At 61.8% G+C, this 16,291-nt stretch carries 13 protein-coding genes; 7 read left to right on the forward strand and 6 right to left on the reverse strand.

Annotated elements, in window-relative coordinates; all coding sequences use genetic code 11:
• Positions 1 to 273: 273 nt before the first annotated feature.
• On the reverse strand, positions 274 to 1,452 hold the full coding sequence (locus tag SFUM_RS09925) for a saccharopine dehydrogenase family protein (protein WP_011698777.1): 1,179 nt from the start codon (positions 1,450 to 1,452) through the stop codon (positions 274 to 276).
• Positions 1,453 to 2,082: 630 nt separating this feature from the next.
• On the opposite strand from SFUM_RS09925, the gene SFUM_RS09930 reads away from it, so the two are divergent.
• The 3 genes from SFUM_RS09930 to SFUM_RS09940 all read left to right on the forward strand — a co-directional run bounded on the left by SFUM_RS09930 (position 2,083) and on the right by SFUM_RS09940 (position 6,965).
• Entirely contained in the window at positions 2,083 to 2,886 is an 804-nt protein-coding gene (locus SFUM_RS09930; protein WP_011698778.1) for an SDR family oxidoreductase, read from the forward strand.
• Between the two features lie 131 nt (positions 2,887 to 3,017).
• Positions 3,018 to 4,298, forward strand: a complete 1,281-nt coding sequence (locus tag SFUM_RS09935; RefSeq protein ID WP_011698779.1) for a DUF308 domain-containing protein — start codon at positions 3,018 to 3,020, stop codon at positions 4,296 to 4,298.
• A 300-nt stretch (positions 4,299 to 4,598) separates the two neighbouring features.
• Positions 4,599 to 6,965 carry a dynamin family protein gene (locus tag SFUM_RS09940; RefSeq protein WP_011698780.1) on the forward strand — a complete coding sequence of 789 codons (2,367 nt, stop codon included), beginning with the start codon at positions 4,599 to 4,601 and terminating at the stop codon, positions 6,963 to 6,965.
• Here SFUM_RS09940 and SFUM_RS09945 read toward each other — a convergent pair.
• The 3 genes from SFUM_RS09945 to SFUM_RS09955 are packed head-to-tail and all read right to left on the reverse strand — an operon-like array spanning position 6,868 to position 8,843.
• Positions 6,868 to 7,773, reverse strand: coding sequence for an RluA family pseudouridine synthase (locus SFUM_RS09945; protein WP_049766345.1), 906 nt, complete (start codon positions 7,771 to 7,773; stop codon positions 6,868 to 6,870). The two genes, SFUM_RS09940 and SFUM_RS09945, sit on opposite strands and share 98 nt — an antisense overlap.
• Entirely contained in the window at positions 7,733 to 8,005 is a 273-nt protein-coding gene (locus SFUM_RS24130) for an ATP-binding protein (protein ID WP_353743165.1), read from the reverse strand. Before SFUM_RS24130 ends, SFUM_RS09945 begins: the two co-directional genes overlap by 41 nt.
• 49 nt (positions 8,006 to 8,054) lie before the next feature.
• Complete coding sequence (locus tag SFUM_RS09955) at positions 8,055 to 8,843, reverse strand: DUF4412 domain-containing protein (protein WP_011698782.1); 789 nt, start codon at positions 8,841 to 8,843, stop codon at positions 8,055 to 8,057.
• Positions 8,844 to 9,181: 338 nt separating this feature from the next.
• Between SFUM_RS09955 and SFUM_RS09960 the strand changes: the two genes are divergently transcribed.
• Positions 9,182 to 9,454, forward strand: coding sequence for a hypothetical protein (locus tag SFUM_RS09960; protein ID WP_049766346.1), 273 nt, complete (start codon positions 9,182 to 9,184; stop codon positions 9,452 to 9,454).
• A 150-nt stretch (positions 9,455 to 9,604) separates the two neighbouring features.
• On the opposite strand, the gene SFUM_RS09965 is transcribed toward SFUM_RS09960, so the two are convergent.
• Entirely contained in the window at positions 9,605 to 10,153 is a 549-nt protein-coding gene (locus SFUM_RS09965; RefSeq protein ID WP_011698784.1) for a gamma carbonic anhydrase family protein, read from the reverse strand.
• A gap of 198 nt (positions 10,154 to 10,351) precedes the next feature.
• Positions 10,352 to 11,857 carry a threonine synthase gene (gene thrC / locus SFUM_RS09970; protein ID WP_011698785.1) on the reverse strand — a complete coding sequence of 502 codons (1,506 nt, stop codon included), beginning with the start codon at positions 11,855 to 11,857 and terminating at the stop codon, positions 10,352 to 10,354.
• 374 nt (positions 11,858 to 12,231) lie between these two features.
• Here thrC and lpxC point away from each other — a divergent pair, with 374 nt between their 5' ends.
• From lpxC to SFUM_RS09985, 3 genes are all read left to right on the forward strand, one after another.
• Positions 12,232 to 13,179 carry a UDP-3-O-acyl-N-acetylglucosamine deacetylase gene (gene lpxC, locus SFUM_RS09975; protein ID WP_167321333.1) on the forward strand — a complete coding sequence of 316 codons (948 nt, stop codon included), beginning with the start codon at positions 12,232 to 12,234 and terminating at the stop codon, positions 13,177 to 13,179.
• A gap of 272 nt (positions 13,180 to 13,451) precedes the next feature.
• Positions 13,452 to 14,024, forward strand: a complete 573-nt coding sequence (locus SFUM_RS09980) for a DUF4390 domain-containing protein (RefSeq protein WP_011698787.1) — start codon at positions 13,452 to 13,454, stop codon at positions 14,022 to 14,024.
• Positions 14,025 to 14,033: 9 nt separating this feature from the next.
• Positions 14,034 to 16,259: an ATP-binding protein gene (locus SFUM_RS09985; protein ID WP_011698788.1), complete on the forward strand. Its 2,226-nt coding sequence runs from the start codon at positions 14,034 to 14,036 to the stop codon at positions 16,257 to 16,259.
• The last annotated feature ends 32 nt before the right edge of the window (positions 16,260 to 16,291 follow it).

Below are 16,291 nucleotides of genomic sequence, written 5' to 3' on the forward strand. Positions count from 1 at the left end.
TCACGGCGCGGGTCGGGATGAACCGCGTCCATATCTCGAGCCCCGGTGCGGACGGAGATGCCCCCCGGTTTAACGGCATCGCGGCCGAGCCGAATCTCCCGTTCCCCGTGCCGCCCGGCACCCCCAGACCGCCCCTCCGGGCAGTCGGCGCTTTCCGTTGTTGCCGTCGTTGCGCCGTTGCGTGAGCATCCCCGGGTATTTCCCGTCAGCCCCCCGGTTTTCGCTCTTCCCTGGCCCGGGGTTGCGCCGTGGCGTGAGCATCCCGGCAATCAATCATTCCAGGAACTTCTCCGTCCACGGCAGGCCGTAACCGCCGATTCTCTCCATGAACGGCGACGGGTCGAACTGCTCGACGTTGAAGACGCCCCGGCCGCGCCATTTCCCGGTCAGCATCAGCTGGGCGCCGAGCATGGCCGGAACTCCCGTCGTGTAGGATATGGCCTGGGCCTTGACTTCCCGGTAGGCTTCGGCGTGGTCGCAGACATTGTAGATGAAGTACTTGCGCGGTTTTCCTTCCTTCGTCCCGGTGATCATGCAGCCGATGCAGGTCTTGCCCCGGTAGTTGGCGCCCAGCGAGGACGGTTCCGGCAGGAGCGCCTTCAGGAATTGCAGGGGCACGATCCGGCAGCCCTGGAAGGAGACGGGATCGATGCGCGTCATGCCAACGTTCTGGAGGACGCGCAGGTGCGTGAGGTATTCCTGCCCGAAGGTCATCCAGAACCTGATCCGCCGAAGCCCGGGGATGTGCTTCACCAGGGATTCCAGTTCCTCGTGGTACATGAGGTACATCTCGCGGGGCCCGATTTCCGGGAAATCGAAAGTCTCGTGCACGCAGAGCGGCTCCGTTTCCAGCCACTGCCCGTTTTCCCAGTACTTGCCGCGCGCCGTGACTTCCCGGATGTTGATTTCCGGGTTGAAGTTGGTGGCGAAGGGGTGCCCGTGCTCCCCGGCGTTGCAGTCCATGATGTCGATGGCGTGGACGGCGTCGAAGTGTTTCTGCAGGGCGTGGGCGCAATAGATATTGGTGACGCCCGGGTCGAAGCCGCATCCGAGGAGCGCCATCAGCCCCTTTTCCCGAAAGCGGTCATGGTAGTCCCACTGCCACTTGTAACAGAATCTGGCTTCGTCGGGGGGTTCGTAGTTGGCGGTGTCCAGGTAGTCGACACCGGTTTCCAGGCAGGCTTCCATGATGGAGAGATCCTGGTACGGCAGTGCGACATTGATGATGACATCCGGTTTCACGGCCCGGATCAGGGCGACGAGCTCGGGCACGTTGTCCGCGTCCACGCGTTCCACGCGGATGGGCCGCGCAATCTGGTCCCTGATCCGCTCGCATTTGGACAACGTCCGGCTGGCCAGGGTGATTTCCGAAAAGACCTCGGGCACCTGCGCGCACTTGTGAGTCACCACGCCTCCGACGCCGCCCGCGCCGATGATCAGCACCTTGCTCATCGCCACTCCTTTATTCATCGCCATCCGTAATGACAGCCGGCGGCCCGACCGGGACAGCCCTCCCACGAAGCCTTCCGGGCGATCGCTCCGGGAAACGCGGCGCGCCCGTCCCGCACTCAGGCGCCCGTCCCGCACCGCTTGCCCGTTGAAAAAATAATTATAGTGGATCACTTAAAGGAGTCAATGAAGGATGAGAACCGCAAGACCAGGGTTTACGAGCATGGACGCTTTTTGTATACAGCTATGAAAGCGCATCTGCCGATTCTTGAGGGGGAAACCGGCAGGCGCGTCTCCTTCGCTTTTCCGCCTGTTGTTGCGAATGCCCGGTCGTGCAGGACCTTGCGCGGCGACGCCCCGGGAGCCGCGGGGTGGACCGGATGCCGCACGGCGACTGCCGCCCCCTTCAGTTCGGGGTGCCCGGCCGAACGCTATGCGGCATGGGAAAGCCACGATCACCCGGGCTCGCTGCGACGGGTGAGAGAATATCATCCGGTGGGCCGTCATTACGGGACCGTCCCCGCTCCCGACCCTCGGGGTCCGCGGCGCCGTGCGCAACCGGGACCGGTTTGCACGGATCGATTCCGAGGCGGGAGCTTTGCCCACACTGAAAACAAACGGGAGACAACGGATATGAAAACGTTCTATGCGAACAAGGTTGCGGTGGTGACGGGCGGTGCCTCGGGCATCGGCCTGGCGATGACGGAGCTGATGCTGGGGTTCGGGGCCGTGGTGATCATGGCGGACATCAACGAAACCGGGCTGAACGCCGAATCCGCCCGGCTGGAGGAACAGTACCCGGGCAAGGTTTTCGCCAGGAAGACGGATATCGGCAAAGCCGATGAGGTGAAGGCGCTGGTGGATCATGCCGTGGAAAAGGGCGGCCGGCTGGATTTGATGTTCAACAACGCCGGGCTCGGGTTGACGAAGCCGATCGACCAGATCACCATGGACGACTGGAAATTCGCCTTCGATGTGAACTTTTACGGCGCGTTGTACGGCACCCTGGAGGCGCGACGGGTGATGCGCGCGCAGGGCGGCGGCGGGCATATAGCGAACACGGCCTCGGGCATCGCATTTGCCCCGATGCCGCTGCAGGCCATGTACAGCGCGACGAAGGCGGCGCTGCACGCGCTGACGCTCTCCCTGCGGGCCGAATGCTGGGACGAGAACATCTTCCTGCATTCGGTGATACCGGGCACCGTGGCCACTCCGATATTCGCGGGGTCCCGGGTTCCGAAAGGCGCCTTGAAGCCGGAGGAATCGGCACGCGTCATCCTTGAGAAAGTGAAGGATAATATGAGGATCGTCTTTGTCACTTCCAGCGACATGGACGGCGCGAAGAACTGCAACCATCCGGATCTGCAGCCGTTCATGGACGATTATTTCAACCATATCGCCGCGGCCCGGAAGGCCGGCAATTACACCGCCATGTAGACCGAAAGGGGACAGGGCCGGCCCGGCGCGGATGGTTGAAGGGAGACTCGCATGCCGGTTTCCCGTCAGGGGATGATGAAGAACCGGCACGGATATCATAAGACGTCACTCGCCACGAGGAGCGCATTCATTTGTCGTCTCATCTTCAGCAAAGACCGGGCTATGCAAGGATAACGGAAGAATCCGATCTCTCCCTGGAAATTGTCATCCTGCTCGTCCTGGGTGTCTTCATGGTCCTTTTCGGCCTGCTGCTGTTCAAGATTCACACCGGGGAACTGCCGTACAACCCCGACGGAACCTACGGGCTCTTCCTGGTCATCGTCTCCTTTCAGACGATCACGATGGGGAAGACGCCGTTCGGCGATCTGCGCCGGTCCCGGGCGCTCATAATGACGGGGATCTGCACGGCGGTCCTCGGGATGACCGCCTGTTTCATTCCGGGCACCCTTACCGGGCTTGTCCGCATGCTGGTTGGAACGGTGCTTCTTGCCGGCGGGACGGTCCTTCTCGCGCAGCTGTTCTTTTCCGAGGAGAAGGCGAGGACCTGGATGAGAATCGCGGGAATATTGCGGCAGCTGACCGTAGCCTGCGGCGTCGTCTATGCAATGACGGTCGTTCAAGGCCTGATCACGCTTTTCCCCGGCTTCACGACCGATCGGCAGACCGCGGTGCTTCTCATCGGCTACGGGGCTGGTTTTTTCTACCTGTCGTGGTGCATTCGAAAGGCTGCACAAGCGTATCCTCCCGAAGATTCGCCGGATGGCGCATCGAGTGCGCCGAATCCGGACAATGCCGGTTCAACAAGGTGCTTCGGGCTGTTCCGGGATGCTTCCCTTTCCCTTATGCCGGCGATACTGATCCTGCTGGGAATCCTCCTGACACTTCTCGGACTGCTCCTCTTCCCGGTGAATATCGGCCTGCTTCCGTTCTCGCCGGACGGACAGCTCGGCGTTCTGCTGACCCTCACGGCCATCCAGATGATGGCCCTGGGAGACACCCCTTTGGGCCGGTACAGGCGCTCGTCGCTGATGATACTGACGGGGCTCGTGTTTGCCGCGTTGGGGATCGTCTCGTGTATCGTTCCGGGCATGCTGACCGGAATGATTCAGACATTCCTCGGGCTTGTGAACATCATCGGCGGGGCCTCGGCACTCGTCAGGCGGTATGCCCCGATGCCGCACGCGAGCAGAGCCCCCGCGGCGGCGCCTTCCCCGGTTCCCCCCACCGTCAGGAAACTGATGCTGACTCAGACGGTACTCAATCTCGTGACGATGGTCTTCGGGGTATCCATGCTCGTACCGAGCCTCGTTTCAGGCCTGGTTGTCGCCGGAATTCTCGTCGTCAACGGCCTGCTTCTCTTCGCGCTGGCGTCCCTCCTCCAGGAGTTGACCCGGATGCAGGCAAGCGGTTGACAACCGTCAATGCAGCAAGGAAGGGGGCCGTCCGGCAAGAGGCCGGGTGCGCGGAATCAGACGGTCTGTTGAAACACGCGCGCACGGCAAGGGCCTGACGTGACTTTCCGTGAGGCTTCGTCATTCATATCGGGGCGATCTCCACCACGTTGATCCGGACAAAGGACCGTCCGCGAAAGGAAACTTCTTTCCTTGCGCCCGCGCAACGACTCCAGTTAATCCCTTGCTTTTTTTTGCGACTTGCGCGTAAGTAGGGAGTGGTCGCCGCCCCGGCGCGATCGCGGAGCAAAGGCCCCTCATATGGAACGCAGCCATTGGATGGACAACAGCCGGCGGGAAATCATGAACGAATATCTGCAGTTCAAGCGCACCATTCAAACTCGAGTGGAAATCCTCGAAGAAGCCATCCAGGAAGCGGACTCTCACGGCATGATCGAGAGCGCCGCCGTCGCGCGCTGGCACAAGCACCTGGCGCTGGTCAAAAGCTCGCTCCAGGACACTCTGCTGCGCATCGCGGTTGTCGGGTCCGTCAAGTCCGGCAAGAGCACCCTGATCAACGCTCTGGCGGAGCACGATCTTCTCAAGCGCGGCGCCGGCATCGTCACGGCGTTCATCACGCGGGTCCTGTCGGACAATGACGTCGGGGGCTGGATCGAGCTCAAAACCTGGGAGCAGGCACTGGACGAGCTGAACGCCGTGGTGCGCGCGATGCCCGCTTTCCAGGAAGAGGACGCCGGCGGCAAACCGCTCGACATCCGCGTCGAGGAGGACCGGGAAAAGCTCCGGCTCCTGGTCGAGAAGACCCGGGTGGAGTGGTTGCAGCGCAAGGGTTCCCTCGACGCCGGCTTCATCATTCTCAAGGGCTTTCTGGACGGCTACGGGAGCCTTGCGTCGAGCATCGGAGAACAGGTCAACCGGCTCATCCTCGACCGGGATTCCCTCCATCGACACCAGCGCTACGTCGGACATGAAGGACCGGCGGTTTACGTGCGCGACGTGGAACTTCACTACCCTTTCCCGTGGCTTGGAGAAAAGGTCGAGATCGCCGACTGCCAGGGCAGCGATTCCCCGAATCCTCTCCACTTCGAACTGCTCCAGCAATACCTGCTCGGCAGCCATTTCATACTCTACGTGATCAGCAGTCGCACGGGACTGCGCGAAGCCGATTTCAAGCTGATCGACTTCATCAAGACGCTGCGGATGTTTCCGCAGACGACCTTCGTGCTCAACGTCGACCTGGACGTCCACACGAGCGAGGAAGAATTGCAGGGGCAGTTCGATCGGGTCCGATCGGAGCTCGAATGGGTCGTGCCGAATCCCCGGTTGTTCTCGTTTTCCGCACTCCACCAGCTCGTCGGGCAGCTCGGCGCGAACGCCCCCGAGAAGGAACGCCGGCGCATGGAGCTGTGGAGGGAAGATCGGAAGTTGGCGGAAGCGAGCGAAAACGGCTTTGCCTCTTTTCGGGAACATCTGGAACGTCGGATCGGCGGGCAGCGGGCCCGGATCCTGCTCGGCAGCGGGCTGAGCCGCCTGAGCATGGTGGCCGGCAGCGTCCTGGACACCGCGCGTGTCCACCGGCAATACATCGCCCGCAGCCCTTCCGCCATTCAGGATGCCGCCCGGCAGCTCGAAAACCGTCGGCCGGCCCTTCGGGGCACTCTCGTGACGCTCGCCAACGCCATTTCCGGACTGAACGATTCCCTTCGGCGTGAAGTGGGCGACACGGTGGACCGATATTTCGATCCCGCGCACGGTCGGATCGTGCGGGAAACCCTGGAGATGGTGGAGCACTTCGCAATCGACGCCCACACCCGGGAGGAGCTTGGCGACCACCGGCAGGTCCTGCGGCAGCTCTACCGGTTCTATATCGAATTCCGTCAGTCCCTTTCCCGCTACCTGGTGGAACGGGTGAACCTCAGGGTGATCGAATTCGCGAAAACCGAAGAGGCTTCCCTGAAAGACCGACTGAACCGCTCCTGCCGCGCCTTTTGGACCCTTTTCGCCGTGGCCGTCGCCGAATACCGGCGGGATTTCGCCCAGGCCCCGACGCCGTCCGGCGCGGCGGATGAACCCGTCGAATACGACTGGCCCGACGATGTGAAGATCGTGCCGCCCGCGTTCAGCGCGTTCCTCGACCGCGAAGCGATCGGGCGCGGCGTTCTGCTCATGAAGTTCGGCCTGGGACGGTTCGCCCGGTTCATCGGGAGCCTGCGGACGCATGTGAGCAGGCACCAGGACCTGCTCAAGGCGGAACCCCAACGGGAGGAAACCGTCGCCGAGGCGATCCGGCTCGTCAAGGCGGAAGCCGGGGCGGAACTGCTCCGGGCCTTTCAGCACTACCGGGACACGTTCAAGACCGTCTTCCTCTTCCGCATGCTCGATGAAGCAACGCTTCACCTGCTCGAGGAATTCCGCACCCGTGCCGAGATGGCGCAGATGGACCTGGCCGATCTGCTCGAACGCCGCGAGGCCGAAGGGGCCGGCCTGCAGCTGAAAATGGACGCCATCGACCGGTGCGCGGCCATTGCCGAAGCGATGGTGGAAGAGCTCGATGAACTGCGTTGCGCCGTCAATCCGGAATGTCCACTGCCCGAGGTTCCGGCCAGTACTCCGGAACAGGAGCGCTCAGAACCAGCTCCGAATCGTGCTTCGGATGAGGGAGCCTGAGCCGCAGGGCATGAAGATGGAGCCGTTCCCCCGAGGTCCCGCCGTAGAGCCGGTCGCCGATCACCGGATGGCCGCACGCGGCGAGATGAAGCCGGATCTGGTGGGTTCGCCCGGTGACGGGCCGGGCGGCGATCAACGCCCTGTCGCCCGCGCGCAACAGCACTCGCAACAAGGTCCGTGCCGCTTTTCCCCTCCCTTGCGGGCAGGTTCGGTAGCGCCCGTCCTTTCTGCAAATGTCTTCGACGGCCGTCCAGCGGTCCAGGACGGGAACTCCGTCCACCCAGGCAAGGTAATCCTTCACCACGCGCTTCTCCTGGAATGACTCCCCGAGCCGGCGATTGACGGCGCGATCCAGGGCAAACACCATCACGCCGCTGGTTTCCCTGTCGAGGCGATGGTGGAGCGCAACGTACGGCGCCGAGGCGCGGGCTTCCCCGGCGAGAAACCGGATCAGCGCCGCGTAGAGGTTGTTGTAAGCGTCGGCGGGGGTCTGCTGGCTGGGGACCCCGGCTTCCTTGTCGTAGGCCAGCAGGTGAGCGTCCCGGTAGAGTATGCGGGCGGGATCGATCTCATAGTGCCGTTGCGTACCGTGCCGGGGCCAGTTGACGACGATTTCCTCGCCGCCCCGGAGCGTTCGTGCCGGATTCCGCTCGACGCGCCCGTCAATGTAAACCGACCCGAAATCGATGAGATCCTCCGCCCGGTCCTCGGAGATGAGCAGGTATCGGGCGATGAGGCGCGCAAGCCCGGTCCCTTTCAGGGCCGGATCAGCCGTCCAGCGGTCGGTATCCGGGATCCGGAAATCCATGGGTGTCATCCTCGGCTCCGCCTGTCCATCGCCCCGGTTTTCGCCATGGTTCCTGCCGCTCTTTTTCCTTCACCTCCGCGGGAAGGCGGATGATGAAGCGGGTCATTTCTCCCGGCGGGCCGAGCGCTTCGATCTCACCTCCATGGGCCTCCACGGTCTTGCGCACATTGGCCGGGCCCAGCCCCGCCCCTTGTCCGGACCGATGTGCCGGTCGGACGCAGCCTCGGGGCAGCGAGTTTCATTCCCATTGCGGGATGGGGCCGGAGGCTTCGCCTCGGGCCTTAATATCCGCGCCGGGGCTGCGGTTGCGACGATTGAGGCGGCTGCGAGGGAGGCATCCGGCCCTGTCCCTGTTGTTGAGATTCCGCCTTCTGAAGCGTATAGCCCGCGGGAACCGTGAACAGATCGGGGCTCAGGGTTTTCACATCCACCTTCTTCAGCACGGTCGTCATGCTTCCCTCCATGATTTCGGTCTTGGTCATCACGGGGAAACCGTCAAGCTTGTCCATCATGCCGGTGATGTCCAACTGCTGGAGCATCGGATTCTGCCGGTAGTACTTGGACAGTCCGGCACCGATTTTCTTCAGCTCATCGTAGCCGTTGACGTCCTTGGACAGCCAGTATTCGCTGTTCACTCGCATGAAGGACACGAGGTACTTCCGGCACTTGTATCCTTCGATGGTCTTCGTCTCGTCGGTGGGGGTCACACTGAAGCTCATCATCAAATCCCCCATCATCTTCTTCATCCGCTCCCTGTCTTCGGCGGGCACGTCCCGGGGCACCCCCATTTCGCTCAGGTTCACTTCGCTGTAGGTGCGTTCTTGCGCATTCAGCCGGTACATCATCATCTTCTGAAAATCCATGATCATGACCGTACCGTCGCCCATCTCCACCCGGGAGGCATGCGAGGTGTAGTAGTTCTTCTGAATCGTCGTTCCGTCTTCCTGCCCCGGTACGTTGTCCGTAACCTTTTCCGACTCCCACGACAGATCGCAGAAAGCCGTCGAAGCGGCGAACAGCACGATGAGAACGACCAACGGCGCGGACACTCTCCATTGCCTGTGAAACATTCATCTCTCCTTTGCGTTTATGCGTTCGATCTTTTAATGCTCGATTTCGGAAATGCGTCCATCAAGCTTAAATGCACATGACACGGCTGTCAAAAAGAATGATCCCGCGCCGGGGACTCTTCGCCCCGACCGGCCCCCGGCAGGTCGACCGCGAATGGAATACGCCGGAAACCACCCGATTGAAGGTCCGGTCCGGAAAGGACCGGGTGTCGTTCCGGACCGGTCCGGCGCGGCTTTCATTGACTCTTCGACGAGGCGTTGTTAGGATGGTTCGAAGTATTGGCTGTTCCGCCCGGATTGGGTGGAGTATTTCGGTTGTCCTTCAGGAGGGTTGCCCGGTGAACATGGATCGAGCCATTTTCGAATTGAACGCCAGCGTGGAAGCGACTTCACTCTACATTCTCATTTGCGCGCTCATGGACCAGGGGGAACCGCCTTCGCTCAACAGCGCCCGGGAGAGATGGAACGGCACCACGGAAAGCCTGCATGCGGCCGCGGCTGAACTGCTGAGGCTTGGCGTCCTGGAAGTCGTGCCCCCTTTCACGCCGGACAAACATCTCCACATCAGCCCCAGCACCAATTGGTGCCCGTCACGGCAGTCGGTTTCGTAAGACCGCGACGCGCGGGCGGGACGATTTCGTCCGAGCACGCCCGTGGTGCGGCCCGGCGGAAACGACGATGCGCGGCGGCATCCGGAGGATGTTTCCAAGGGGAAGGCCGGCGCGAACCGTCACTCCCGTGGAGACGGGAACGCAGCCCCGCTATCCCAGGAACCCCTTGATCCGAATTCCTTCCCTGCCCGGGTCCCGGTAGTCGGAGGCCAGATCGATGTAGTGGAAATAGCTCTTCTGCGCGCGCTGGAATTCTTCGTCCGTGATCGGCCGCTTGACCTGCGCGGGAGAACCCATCACCAGCGACTTCGGTGGAACGACAAACCCCGGGGTGATCAGCGCTCCGGCGGCGATGACCGATCCCCGTCCTATTTTCGCTCCATCGAGGATGATCACCCCCATGCCGATAAGGCAGTCGTCTTCGACGACGCATCCGTGGACGATGGCCCGGTGGCCGACGGTGACCCGGTTTCCGATTTCCAGCGGAAAATCCGGCTCCGTCACGTGCAAAGAGCAGTTGTCCTGGATGTTGGTCTCAGACCCGATTCGAATGGTGTGGACGTCGCCGCGAATGACCGTATTGAACCAGACGCTGCTGCGAGCCGCTATCTCAACGTTTCCGATCACCCACGCTCCCGGGGCGACGAACACGTCTTCCGCGAGCCTGGGCATGACGTTCCTGTACGGCAGAACTCCCATGAAACCGATCCTTTCCCTTTCCACTCCGACCTGCCCGGCATGAAACCGGGGGCATTTGAAGGCCGATATCCCGCCCGAGCCGCGCTCCGACTCCCCTTCTTCGATGACCCGCCCGCTCCGGGGAAATCACGGCCGTCCCGGAGCGGATCGAATACTCGCACAAAACCACTCATGACCCCGGCCGGTCACAGTCGGCGCTCACTGCTTCCGTTTCAGCCCGAGAAGCTCGGCGACGGCGCCGGACGCAAAGGCCAGGAACCGCCGGAAATCCTCCGGGGGCATCTCCCGCCCCGGCACGGGCTTCGGAACGCCGTCGGGGGGCGACACCAGCACGGGAGCGTTCCGGAGCTCCGCCTTCGGCACCACTTCATATTCCGGTTCGAAGCTATCGGAAAAATATTTGTCCTGAAAAACGGAAAACTTCAATGCGTGCGCGGTGGCGTCGAGGACGGCGCGCCGCCCGGCGGCCTGCATTCCCGAAGCGACGGCTTTGCGGCAGCCGGCAAGGCATTCGCCGCCCTGGGTGCAAACGATGTGCCCGTTCCGGTTGGCCGTCAGCATGGCGTCCATGATCTCCTGCTCGCTCACCTCCACCACCCGCACCGCATCCTCGCCCGCCCGCAGTCGATATTCTTCGACCAGCTTCACCACGCGCGGCATGGAGACCGGGTTCCCGATCATGGCCGCCTGGGCCACGCTCGGCCTCACCGTCACCGGGCGGAATCGCCGCTTCTCGCGTTCGGGTTCCAGGTAGTAGAGATAGACCGGATTCGCGTGTTCGGACTGCACGCCGAACACGGCCGGAAGGGCCGGGATGATTCCCAGGTCGTGGAGCTTGAGGAATCCCTGCAGCACCGCCGTGATGTTGCCGGCGTTGCCGATGGGCACGAACACCGCCAGGTCCCCGATTTCGTAGTCGAATGCCTGGGCGATTTCATAGCTGTAGGATTCCTGGCCCAGAATACGCCAGGCGTTCTTGGAATTCATCAGGGCAACGGAGTAGTGCTCGGAAAGGTATTCGACGACCTTCATGCAGTCATCGAAAACACCGGGGATCTCGATGACCCGGGCACCGCTTCCGAGCGGCTGTCCGAGCTGCTGCGGGGTGACCTTGCCGTGAGGCAGCAAGACGGCGGATTTCACTCCGTGCACGAAATATGAGCCATAGAGCGCCGCCGAAGCGGAGGTGTCGCCGGTCGATGCGCAGATGGCCAGAACATCCTCCATGCCGCGGTGCCCGATGAGGTAGTTGAGATAGCTGAAAGCACTGGCCATTCCGCGGTCTTTGAACGAGGCGCTGGGATTCTGGCCGTCGTTCTTGAAAAAGAAGGCACAGCCCGCCCAGTCGCACAGCACCGCGTTGGCCGCCACCACCGGCGTGTATCCCTCTCCGAGCCAGACCACCGATTCGGGCGGAATCACCGAACCGATCAACTCGTGGTACCGATAGATACCCCGCAGGGCAGGAAGCGTCAGCATACTCCGGTAGTCGAATATCTCGCGCCACAAGGATCCCGGAATCCGCTTCAGGCGACTCCATTCCAGGTCCTTGATCATCAATACGCTGCCACAGTCCGGACAGGTGTAGAGCAGCCGTTCGATACCGTGCTCCCGACCGCACGAGAAGCACTCGTACGCATACTCGCCGCCCGCCCGGGGCACCAGGTACGGCCGGATATGTTCCGGAAACTGGTCGATCTTCATGGGTCATGGCTCCCGTTGTGTTCCACTCGCCTCCACCGCCGCCGCGATTCGGATGGAAACCCATCGCGCGGGCCGCGGTCCGCTTCACCCCGCAGCCCGTTCTTAACACTATCGAAGCGCCGAAAGCAACCGCCAAGTGGGTTCCGCCGGAAGCACATCCATCCGTGACTGTTGCATAAACAACACATCTTCATGGCCATGTGTGGCATTTCCGCACCGCACATTGTTTCGAGCCGGGTCTTGACGTTCGGGAGAGATTTTTGTAAAAGACCCGCAAATCGGGCCTTCTCCAGGGACGATTGCCGGCTTGCCCCTGCCCGGGTAATTTGGCACACATCTTGCTGTTAAACAGCCGTTTGAGGAGGACATGGGGCGTGAAATTTTTCTATCCGAGGCAGCATACTGTCACCAGGGAGGTGTGGTGCGGAGGGGTGGGCCTGCACACCGGGGCTGACGTCACCATTCGCCTGAAGCCGGCTCCACCCGATTTCGGCATTCGTTTCCAGCGCACGGATCTCACCGGGAAACCCGTCATCACCGCTCACTACCGACAGGTCGTGGACACTTTTCAGGCCACCACCATCGGAATCGCAGGTGCGGTCGTCGGCACCGTCGAACACCTGATGGCGGCGTTCTACGGCTGCGGCGTGGACAATGTCCTGGTGGAAGTGGACGGTCCGGAGATCCCTATTCTCGACGGCAGCGCGGCTCCTTACACCGGGCTCATCCGCAAGGCCGGCGTCCGGGAGCAGGATGCCGTGCGCAGGTGCCTGATCGTTGACCGCCCCATGGTGGTCAAGGAAGATGGGGCCTACATCCGCGTGACACCGTCGGATCATTTCCGCATCGACTGCGCCATCGACTTCCCGCATCCCCTGGTGGGGAAGCAGAGATACTCCTGGTCCTTCTGCGAGAACTCTTTCAAGAGGGAAATCGCCAAGGCGAGGACCTTCGGCTTTCTCAAAGACGTCAGAAAGCTGCAAACCATGGGGAGAGCGCAGGGCGGGTCCCTGGCCAACGCAATCGTGCTCGACGAATGCGGGCTCCTCAACCGCGAGGGCTTCCGCTACGCGGACGAGTGCGTGCGTCACAAGCTCCTCGACTTCATGGGAGATTTGGCCTTGATCGGCATGCCCGTGGTGGGCGCTTTTCATGTCCACAGGGCCGGGCATTCCCTGCACAGCCGTTTCCTGAAACAGCTCATGACGCGCCCCGGCACCTGCAGCCTGGCCCAGCCTTCCTGCATCCCCACGGGAGTTTTCCCGGCGTCCCGCCTCCCGGCGTTCGCCGGTCAGATCTCTTCCGTGGCGAAGCCCATCTGACCCGTTCCCGGACTCCGCCTTCCCGGATCAGCCCTCGGGCGCCCTCTTCCACAGGGCGCCCGTTTTGTTCCCTCCCCCCTGTCGGCAACACCGGCCGTTCACGACGCACGAGGCCCGCTACGCTCAACCCCTCGCCTTCCCACGGTCAGGTCGGCGCTCCCCCGTTTCGTTTCCCTGCCGAACCGCATCGAGAGAATCCTCTTGTCATCAATATGCCCATTGGCTAGAATCGATTCCGGGTCAATCAACCGTTCCCCTAACTAGTTGATATCATGATATATTTCAAGTCGATAGCGCGATGCGGCACACTCCTGGCAATCCTGCTTCTCTGGTGCGCCTTGCCCGTATCGGCCGCGAACCGCGCTCAGATCGTGGATATCGCTTTGAACCGGGACCGGGGGAACCTGCAGGTGAGCCTGCGCATCAAGGACTGCTTTACCCCCAAGATGGAGGAGGCGATCAAGACCGGCGTCCTCACGACGTTTCGCATCCTCGTGGTTTTTGAACAGGGGAACCTGCCGTTTCGCTCCCGGATTGTGGACACCGCCATCGAACACACCATCAAGTACGATCTTCTCAAGAACGAATATCACGTGCAGGTTCCCGAGCATCCCGACAGAATCCTGCGGACCAGGGACTTCGAGCAGGCCAAGCGCTGGATGAGCACGGTCAGCCGGTATAGCCTCATCCCCCTGCAGCGGCTCGAGGAGGGGCAGACTTACGAGTTGCGGCTCAAGGCGGAGCTTTCCAAGTTTCAACTGCCCCTGTTTTTCCGTTACATCTTCTTTTTTGTTTCTCTGTGGGACTTTGAAACCGATTGGCAAAAAGTGGATTTCACCTTATAAGTCGACTTTATGAATTCCAGTCAGGGACCACCGGATAAAACCAGCAGGCGCCGTACCCGGGAACGCATCCTGGTGATTGCCGTGTTTGCGGCGATCATCACGGTCGGATTCTTCGAGGGCTGGTTTTTCCGGCTGCAATCGGACCTGCCCCTGTCCGGGAATATCCTGCTGTTCGCCTTCATCAACATCAACGTCATCCTGCTTTTGCTGCTCGCGTACCTGGTTTTGAGAAACATCGTCAAGCTGGTTTTCGAACGCAAGCGCAATATCCTCGGGCACAAGTTGAGGACCCGGCTGGTGATCGCATCCGTGGGACTGACGCTCATCCCCACGATACCGCTGTTCTGGCTGGCGACGCAGTTCATCTTCTCCAGCCTTGACCAATGGTTCAGCTACCAGGTGGAGCAGTCGCTCGAGCAGGCGGTGGGACTGGGAAAGAACGTCCTGGAACGGGAAGGAGCCGACCTGGTCACCGATGCCCGGTCGATCAAAGCCGAGGTATTGAAGCTCGACGAAGAGGAAAGACCTGCGCCCGCGGCACTGGAGCGCATCTCTTCCTCTTACATGGGACAGTACCGCATCGACGGGCTTTTTCTCTTCGACGGTTCCGGCCGCCTGACCTGGAAGACGGTCTCCCCGGAGCTCGGCGAAATCGAACCCGGGGCCCTCCGGAAACTGCTTGAAAAGGAATCCGAACAGACGGCCAGGAGCTACACCCTGAGCTCCGAGGCAAAACGCGAGGGACTGGCCGCTCACGTGTTCTTCCCGCGCGGGAGCGGTCCCACCGGCGAGGGGAGCGAGTTGATCGCGTTCCGGCTTCTTCCTCCCCACATCATGGAAAAACTCGGCACCATCACCGGCGGCTACGAAGATTACCTGCAACTCAAGCTTCTGCACTTTCCTTTGAAGCAGAGCCATTTCATCACTTTTTCCATCGTTACGCTGCTCACCATCTTCGCCGCCATCTGGTTCGGTTTCTTCATTGCCAGGAGCCTCACCGTGCCCATCCAGGCCCTGGTTTCCGCCACTCAACGCATCGCCGAAGGCGACCTGGAGGTTCATCTCGAATCCCAGCGCCAGGATGAGCTGGGCATGCTGATCACTTCCTTCAACGACATGGTGGAGGACCTGCGCGAGAGCCGGGGGAAGCTGGCCAACGCTTATCTGGCCTTACAGCAAAGCCACCTGGAGCTGGAGAACCGGCGGCGGTACATGGAAGTCGTGCTGAAGAACATCGCCGCGGGCGTGGTCAGCGTGGACGCCGGGGGACGGATCATGACGATGAACAAGGCGGCCGAGGAAACGTTCGGGCTGCATGCGGACCGGGTGAAAGGGCTGCATTACTCAAGCTTCCTGCGGCCCGCGCACCTGGAGATCGTCAAGTCCTTCACGGAAATGTACGAATCCACCCGGCAGCCGTACCTGGAACAGCAGGTCCAGGTCGTGGTGGGCGAGCAGCCGATGACCCTGCTCATCAACGCCTCGGTGCTCAAGGACGAGAAGAACGAGTTCATGGGGGTGGTGGCCGTGCTGGACGATCTGACCGAGCTGGAGAAAGCCCAGCGCATGGCCGCCTGGCGGGAGGTGGCGCGGCGCATCGCCCACGAGATCAAGAACCCGCTCACCCCCATTCAGCTGTCGGCCCAGCGGCTGCGCCGCAAGCACCCGGAGCTGCTCGAGGAGGCGGACTCGGTCTTCGATGAATGCACGCGCACCATCATTCAACAGGTCGATCACATGAAGCACCTGGTCAACGAGTTTTCGAAGTTCGCGCGCCTGCCCCGCGCCCGCCCGGTGCCGAGCGATCTGTGCGCCATCATCGAGGAGAGCCTGGCCCTGTACCGTCATACGTATCCGAACATTTCCTTCGTTCTCGAGAAGATGGACGACCTCCCGCCGCTCAGGCTCGATCGGGATCAATTCCGACAGGTTATGATCAACCTCATCGAGAACGCCGTCTACGCGATCGGCAGGGAGAAGGGCGTCATCACCAACCGGGTCTCCTACGACCCGGTCCTCAATATCGCGCGGATGGAATGCGCGGACACCGGCCGCGGGATATCGCCCGAAGGCAAGTTGCGCATGTTCGAACCGTACTATTCCACGCGTCGGAAGGGCACCGGGCTGGGGCTGGCCATCGTCGCCAGCATCATTGCCGATCACAACGGGTTCGTGAGGGTCCGGGACAACGTGCCGGCCGGCACGGTGATCGTCATAGAACTGCCCGGGCGATGAGCGGGTTGGATCGCGTTCCGTTTCGGCATCCG

The organism is Syntrophobacter fumaroxidans MPOB (assembly GCF_000014965.1).
Lineage (GTDB): Bacteria > Desulfobacterota > Syntrophobacteria > Syntrophobacterales > Syntrophobacteraceae > Syntrophobacter > Syntrophobacter fumaroxidans.

What these genes read in the sequence shown, in the direction of transcription:
- thrC (WP_011698785.1), bottom strand. Translation starts at nt 11,857, where the DNA reads ATGAAGATCGACCAGTTTCCGGAACATATCCGGCCGTACCTGGTGCCC.
- SFUM_RS09940 (WP_011698780.1), top strand. Translation starts at nt 4,599, where the DNA reads ATGGAACGCAGCCATTGGATGGACAACAGCCGGCGGGAAATCATGAAC.
- SFUM_RS09945 (WP_049766345.1), bottom strand. Translation starts at nt 7,773, where the DNA reads ATGGATTTCCGGATCCCGGATACCGACCGCTGGACGGCTGATCCGGCC.
- SFUM_RS09925 (WP_011698777.1), bottom strand. Translation starts at nt 1,452, where the DNA reads ATGAGCAAGGTGCTGATCATCGGCGCGGGCGGCGTCGGAGGCGTGGTG.
- SFUM_RS09965 (WP_011698784.1), bottom strand. Translation starts at nt 10,153, where the DNA reads ATGGGAGTTCTGCCGTACAGGAACGTCATGCCCAGGCTCGCGGAAGAC.
- SFUM_RS09930 (WP_011698778.1), top strand. Translation starts at nt 2,083, where the DNA reads ATGAAAACGTTCTATGCGAACAAGGTTGCGGTGGTGACGGGCGGTGCC.
- SFUM_RS09955 (WP_011698782.1), bottom strand. Translation starts at nt 8,843, where the DNA reads ATGTTTCACAGGCAATGGAGAGTGTCCGCGCCGTTGGTCGTTCTCATC.
- SFUM_RS09980 (WP_011698787.1), top strand. Translation starts at nt 13,452, where the DNA reads ATGATATATTTCAAGTCGATAGCGCGATGCGGCACACTCCTGGCAATC.
- SFUM_RS09985 (WP_011698788.1), top strand. Translation starts at nt 14,034, where the DNA reads ATGAATTCCAGTCAGGGACCACCGGATAAAACCAGCAGGCGCCGTACC.